This window comes from Tardiphaga sp., assembly GCF_041424195.1.
Taxonomy (GTDB): Bacteria; Pseudomonadota; Alphaproteobacteria; order Rhizobiales; family Xanthobacteraceae; genus Tardiphaga.
Genome location: NZ_JBGMOE010000122.1, coordinates 68,348 through 75,160 on the forward strand (window position 1 = coordinate 68,348; position 6,813 = coordinate 75,160).

Consider the following 6,813-nt stretch of genomic DNA (forward strand, 5'->3'; position numbering starts at 1 on the left):
GTCCGAAACCGGAATACCGGTTTCGGGATCATGCCTGCGCGTTACTCGGCTTCCGCCGTCATCGCCTTGGCCTGGGCGACCCAACCATCGGCACGGGCCGGAAGACCGACTTCTTCGCCAATCTTGTGGGCGGTGTCGTGATCGAGTTCGGCCAGCTGCCAGTAGTGGAAGATGCCGAGGTCGTTGAACTTCTTCTCGATCGCACCGGACACGCCGGTGAGCTTCTTGAGATCGTCGGCAGTGCCGCGCGGACCGGCCAGACCCTGGAAGCCAGCTTCCGGAGCCGGAATGGCTTCAGCGATCGGAGCAGCCGAGGCACCGATGTCGAAGCCCGAGTCGCCCTGGGCGCGCGAGATGCCGTCGATGACGGCGCGTGCAATCAAGTCGCAATACAGCGACAGTGCACGACCGGCGTCGTCATTGCCCGGGACCACATAGGTGATGCCCTTCGGATCCGAATTGGTGTCGACGATTGCCGCCACCGGGATGCCCAAACGCTGAGCTTCCTGGATCGCGATGTCTTCCTTGTTGGTGTCGATCACGAAGATCAGGTCGGGCAAACCGCCCATGTCCTTGATGCCGCCCAGCGAGCGATCGAGCTTGTCGCGCTCGCGCTGCAGCGTCAGACGCTCTTTCTTCGTGTAAGCCGACGCGTCGCCGGAGTTCAGGACTTCGTCGAGGTGACGCAGACGCTTGATCGAACCGGAGATGGTCTTCCAGTTGGTCAGCGTGCCGCCGAGCCAGCGCGAATTGACGAAGTACATCGCCGAACGCTTCGCAGCTTCAGCAACGACGTCCTGGGCCTGGCGCTTGGTGCCGACGAACAGGATGCGGCCGCCCCTGGCGACGGTGTCGCTGACAGCCTTCAGCGCGTTGTGCAGCAAAGGCACGGTCTGCGCGAGATCGATGATGTGGATGTTGTTGCGTGCGCCGAAGATGTAATCCGCCATCTTCGGATTCCAGCGGTGCGACTGGTGACCAAAGTGGACGCCAGCTTCGAGCAGTTGACGCATAGAAAATTCGGGTAGTGCCATAGTATCAATTCTCCGGTTGTTTCCTCCGGAAGCGTGTGAGCAAACGAGCGTTCGGGCAGAGGATTCTGCCGTGCAGCCCGGATGCCACCGGACGGCGATTAAGCCATGCTTCCGTGTGAGATGGCGCGGTATATAGCCGGATTCCCGAGATAAGCAAGGAAATCTGGCGGCTTCCGCCGGTTTACCGCGCTTGTGGCCCGGTCAAAGCGTTTCGACCATTTCGACGCCGGAAACCGCCTTAATGGCGCCGGCGATCTGCGGAGATACCTGAAAGCGGCCTTCGAGCTTGAATTCGACCTCAGTTTGCAGGTCGAGGCGCAGGATCAGCGAGACGTCGCCTCCGCCGGCGACATTACTCGGCTGCGGCTGAAGGCGTTTTACCAGCGAATCCAGTGCCTTGGTGTCCTTCATGGTCACCCTGAGGCCTTTTTGCGTCTTGGCAGCGGCGGCGTCTAGAGGCTCGGCATGGAGCACCCGGGCACGGACATCCTCGCCTTGCAGCTCCGCACCGAGTTGCAGCAGCACCGCGGTACCCGGTTCCAGCACGTCACGGTACTGGGCGAGTCCCTCCGAGAACAGTACCGCCTCGAAATGGCCGGTCGGGTCGGACAGGCCCATGATGCCCATCTTGTTGCCCGTTTTGGTGCGACGCTCCATGCGTGACACAACAGTAGCCGCAACCCTGCCCGCGGTAGCGCCGGTTTTGACGGCACGGCAGAACTCGGCCCAGCTTTGCACCCGCAGCCGCTTCAGCGCGGTGGCATAATCGTCAAGCGGATGGCCAGACAGGAAGAAGCCGATGGCGTCGTATTCGCGGCGCAGCTTGTCGGCCGGCAGCCAGTTGTCGATCTGCGGCAGCATGATGGTGGGCGCATCGGCCGCCCCGCCGAACATGTCGTTCTGCCCGACCTTCACCGCTTCATGGGCGCGCTGGCACGCCGCGAGAATGGCATCGGCTCCGCCAAACACGCGCGAGCGATGCGGATCGAGCGTATCGAACGCGCCGGCAGCCGCGAGGCTTTCGATGACGCGCTTGTTGATGGCCTTCGGATTGGCGCGCGAGGCAAAATCCGCCAGCGAGGTGAACAGGCCTTTCTTGCGCTCCTCGACGATCAGATCGACAGCACTGGCACCGACGCCCTTGAGGGCTGCGAGCGCATAGTAGATCGTGTTGTCCGAGACCTCGAAGGTCGAGCCGGAGCGATTGATGTTCGGCGCCTCGACCTTGATACCAAGGCGCTGCGCTTCGGCGCGGAATTCCGACAGCTTGTCGGTATTGCCCATATCGAGCGTCATCGACGCCGCAATGAACTCCACCGGATAATGCGCCTTCATATAGGCGGTGTGATACGAGACCAGCGCATAGGCTGCGGCGTGGCTCTTGTTGAAGCCGTAGTCGGCGAACTTGGCGAGCAGATCGAAGATCGTATCGGCCTGCCCCTTCGGCACGCCATTTTTCACAGAGCCAGCGACGAAGATCTCGCGCTGCTTTTCCATTTCGGCGCGGATCTTCTTGCCCATCGCGCGGCGCAGCAGGTCGGCGTCACCGAGCGAATAGCCGGCCATGACCTGCGCGATCTGCATCACCTGTTCCTGATAGATGATGACGCCGAAGGTCTCCTTCAGGATCGGCTCGATGATCGGATGCAGATATTCCGGCTCCTCATCGCCATGCTTGCGCGCGCAGTAAGTCGGGATGTTCGCCATCGGGCCCGGGCGATACAGCGCCACCAGCGCGATGATGTCCTCGAAACGGTCGGGGCGCATATCGATCAGCGCGCGCCGCATGCCCTGGCTTTCCACCTGGAACACGCCGACCACGTCACCGCGGGCCAACATTTCGTAGCTCTTGGCATCGGTAATTGGCAGCGTCGGAAGATCGACATGGATGTTGCGCTGCTTGAGCAGTTTCACCGCGACGTCGAGCACGGTGAGCGTCTTCAGGCCGAGGAAGTCGAACTTCACGAGACCGGCAGGCTCGACCCACTTCATGTTGAACTGGGTGACCGGCATGTCCGATTTCGGATCGCGATACATCGGGACGAGCTGCGACAGCGGCCGGTCGCCGATCACGATGCCTGCAGCGTGGGTCGAGGCGTGGCGCGTCAGGCCTTCAAGGCGCTGTGCAATATCGAAAGCTTTGGCGACGATCGGATCCTCGTCGCGGAAGGCCTGCAGCTTCGGCTCGCTCTCGATCGCTGCAGCCAACGTCACGGGCGCAGCAGGATTTTGCGGCACCAGCTTGGTCAGCTTGTCGACCTGTCCATAGGGCATCTGCAGCACACGGCCGACGTCGCGCAGCACGCCGCGCGCCTGCAGCGTACCGAAAGTGATGATCTGCGCGACCTGGTCGCGACCGTAGCGCTGCTGCACATAGGTGATCACCTCGCCGCGGCGATCCTGACAGAAGTCGATGTCGAAGTCGGGCATCGAGACGCGTTCCGGGTTGAGAAAGCGCTCGAACAGCAGGCCGAATTGCAACGGGTCTAGGTCGGTAATGGTCAGCACATAGGCGACCAGCGAACCTGCGCCCGAACCACGGCCCGGTCCGACAGGGATACCCTGAAGTTTGGCCCATTTGATGAAGTCGGACACGATCAGGAAGTAGCCCGCGTAATTCATGCGGGTAATGACGTTGAGCTCGAAATCGAGCCGCTTGTTGTAGTCTTCCGCGCTCAGCCCCTGCGCCATGCCGTGGACCTCGAGCCGCTTGCGCAGCCCCTCCTCGGCCTGCCGGCGCAATTCGTCGGATTCCTCCTGTGCCGCAGCTTCCGCATTACTGCCGGCGCCCACCGTGAAGCGTGGCAGGATCGGCTTGCGCGTACGCGGCCGATAGGAACAGCGTTCCGCGATCTCGACGGTTGAGGCCAATGCTTCGGGAATATCGGCGAACAGCACCGCCATTTCAGCGCGGGTCTTGAAGCGATGGTCCGCGGTCAGTTGCTCGCGATCACTCTCGGCAATGATCCTGCCGCCGGCAATGCACAACAGCGCATCATGGGCTTCGTAATCGTCGGCAGCCGCGAAATACGGCTCGTTGGTCGCGACAAGGGGAATGCCCTTGGCGTAAGCGAGATCGATCAGCCCCGCTTCGGCGCGACGCTCCTTCTCGACGCCGTGGCGCTGCAATTCGATATATAGCCGATCGCCGAACAGCTCGGCCAGTCGGTCGCAACGGGCGGCCGCGAGCGCCGATTGATCCGCGAGCAGCGCCTGGTTCAGCGGGCCATCAGGTCCACCGGTCAGCGCAATCAGGTCCCTGGTCTCGTCCAGCAGCCATTCCAGCTTGATATGCGGCGCCTGGTGGGCCGGCGTTTCCAGAAACGCACGGGAATTGAGCTTCATCAGGCTGTTGTAGCCGCGCTCCTTGGCAGCCAGCAGCACGATCCGCGGCATCACGGCGTTCAGCGCATTGCGCGCATTGGGATCCTGGTCGCCGAAGTCGATGGCGACCTCGCAGCCGGTGATCGGCTGGATGCCGTAGCTCACCAGCTTCTCGGAGAATTCCAGCGCGCCGAACATGTTGTCCGAGTCGGTCAGCGCCAGCGCCGGCTGGTGATCGGCCTTGGCCAGGTCCACCAGTTTCTGGATCTTGATGGAGCCCTTCAGCAGCGAATAGGCCGAATGCACGTGAAGATGCACGAATCCGGCATTGGACGCGGCGGCGGGCTTCTGACTCATGGCGTGGGGCAATCCGGAACTTGGCAGTCACTGATGGGGGGCGCGGCGGCCTGTGCAGGCCGACTCGCAGCATCATCGTGATGCCTGCTCCTGGAGGAGTCCATGTGAAACCCGCTCAGGTCCGGAAACGTCCCCGCATTCCCAGGAGAATGCTTGTCAGTCCCGGCGCTGGCTTCGCAGCCAGCGTCCCGGAACAGGATCACAGCTGGGGGATCAGCTGCGCCCAGACCGCAATCATACCGACGAACAGAACGATCGATGCCAGTGCAGCAGCTTCTTCAACAAAGGTCTTCAACATGGTGGCCTCCGTGATCTCTGGAACATATGAAGAACATTGTTCTCATTCTGTTCCTGGAGTCAAGCGGGCGATCCGGGCGCATCGTGCTTCGTATTCGGATGGTTAAAACGGCAAGCCGGTACGCTTCGCGCACGGCCAAGCCAGCTCCTTCCCGCGCTGGAGATCAGTTGCGCGGTATTGCGTCGCGCATGCCTACCAAGCCCTGTTACGGCATGTTTCCCACACCGGATGCGAAGCGGAGTCCGGCTTTGTGAGTTGACGAATACCTCCCAGACCGGCTTTGTGCCGGTCAGAGATCACATGCAGCCGGCCGTCTGAGTCGGCAGGAGAATTCGATGCGCACAGCACTGCTTGCTCTGGTCGCCCTCGGCGCCGTTTCGGCCCTCACCGTCACGCCCGCTGCGGCCCAGCCCGTCGATCCCGGCCCGTTCTCGTTCAACACGCCGAGCGGCTATCCGTTCTGCATGCGCTCGCTCTATGACGACGATGACTGCAGCTACCGCACCTATGCGCAGTGCGCCGCGACGGCGTCGGGCATCGGCCTGACCTGCTTCGCCAATCCGGCGCTGGCCTATGCGCGGACCTACGCACCGCAGCAGCCGCGCGTGAAGCGCAAGCGTAACCGCAACCACTGAGCGATGGCGCCGTTCGCGGCGCTTCGCCATCTGTCTCGAACGAAATGAATGATGGGGGTCAGTCGAGTTCGACGACCTTGCCATTTTCCAAGGACACCCGGCGGTCCATGCGACCGGCCAGTTCCATGTTATGGGTCGCGATCAACATCGCCACCTTGGTCGCCTTCACCAGCTGCATCAGCGCCTTGAAGACATGATCCGCGGTGTGCGGATCGAGATTTCCCGTCGGCTCATCGGCAAACAACACGCGCGGTGCATTGGCCACCGCACGTGCGATCGCAACGCGCTGCTGCTCGCCGCCTGACAGTTCTGCGGGGCGATGGGTGATGCGCTCACCGAGGCCGAGATAGGCCAGGATTTCCTTGGCGCGCGAGACGGTTTCAGAGCGCTTCAGGCCGCGGATCATCTGCGGCAGCATGACGTTTTCCAGCGCAGTGAATTCCGGCAGCAACCGGTGCGACTGATAGACGAAACCGATATCGGTGCGGCGGATCTGGGTACGCTCGGTGTCCGACAGGCCCGAGGTCGCAGTGCCGCCGACATAGACCTCGCCGTCATCCGGGCTCTCGAGCAGGCCGGCGATATGCAGCAACGTGGACTTGCCCGAGCCCGACGGCGCCACCAGCGCGACCGACTGTCCCGCCCACAATGCCAGCTTGGCATTGTCGAGAATGGTCAGAACGCTTTCGCCCTGGGTGTATTGCCGCTTGATGTCGTGGAGATAAACCACCGGTACATCATCTGCCCCTTGCGCCATGTCAGTCACTCACTCGTATCTTAGCGCATCGACGGGATCGAGGCGCGCGGCGCGCCACGACGGATACAGGGTGGCGAGGAACGACAGCGTCAGCGCCATAATGACCACCGCGCTGGTTTCGCCGATATCAACCTCGGCCGGCAGCTTGGACAGGAAATACAGTTCCGGCGAGAACAGCTCCGTGGATGTCATCCACGAGATGAATTGCCGGATCGACTCGATATTGAAGCAGACCAGAAGCCCGACAATGAACCCGACGAGCGTGCCGACCACACCGATCGCAGCCCCCGTGATCAGGAATACCCGCATGATCGAGCCTTGAGAGGCACCCATGGTGCGGAGGATGGCAATGTCGCTACCTTTGTCCTTCACCAGCATGATCAGGCCGGAGACGATGTTCAGCGCCGC

General features: G+C 62.1%; 5 protein-coding genes. 1 reads left to right on the forward strand and 4 read right to left on the reverse strand.

The features are described 5' to 3' along the window. Positions 1 to 41 precede the first annotated feature (41 nt). Both ACEK02_RS16855 and dnaE read right to left on the reverse strand, forming a co-directional pair. On the reverse strand, positions 42 to 1,034 hold the full coding sequence (locus tag ACEK02_RS16855) for a 30S ribosomal protein S2 (protein ID WP_371422731.1): 993 nt from the start codon (positions 1,032 to 1,034) through the stop codon (positions 42 to 44). 201 nt (positions 1,035 to 1,235) lie between these two features. Next, positions 1,236 to 4,715, reverse strand: a complete 3,480-nt coding sequence (gene dnaE / locus ACEK02_RS16860; RefSeq protein ID WP_371422732.1) for a DNA polymerase III subunit alpha — start codon at positions 4,713 to 4,715, stop codon at positions 1,236 to 1,238. 633 nt (positions 4,716 to 5,348) lie between these two features. Here dnaE and ACEK02_RS16865 point away from each other — a divergent pair. Then, a complete protein-coding gene (locus tag ACEK02_RS16865) occupies positions 5,349 to 5,648 on the forward strand; it encodes a DUF3551 domain-containing protein (protein WP_371422733.1) in 300 nt (99 codons plus the stop codon). Between the two features lie 58 nt (positions 5,649 to 5,706). Here the strand turns inward: ACEK02_RS16865 and ACEK02_RS16870 are convergent, their stop codons facing one another. Together ACEK02_RS16870 and ACEK02_RS16875 are read right to left on the reverse strand one after the other, a co-directional pair. After that, positions 5,707 to 6,405, reverse strand: a complete 699-nt coding sequence (locus ACEK02_RS16870) for an ABC transporter ATP-binding protein (RefSeq protein WP_371422734.1) — start codon at positions 6,403 to 6,405, stop codon at positions 5,707 to 5,709. 9 nt (positions 6,406 to 6,414) lie between these two features. Then, positions 6,415 to 6,813: FtsX-like permease family protein (locus ACEK02_RS16875; RefSeq protein WP_371422735.1), on the reverse strand; the 399-nt coding region annotated here is incomplete at its 5' end.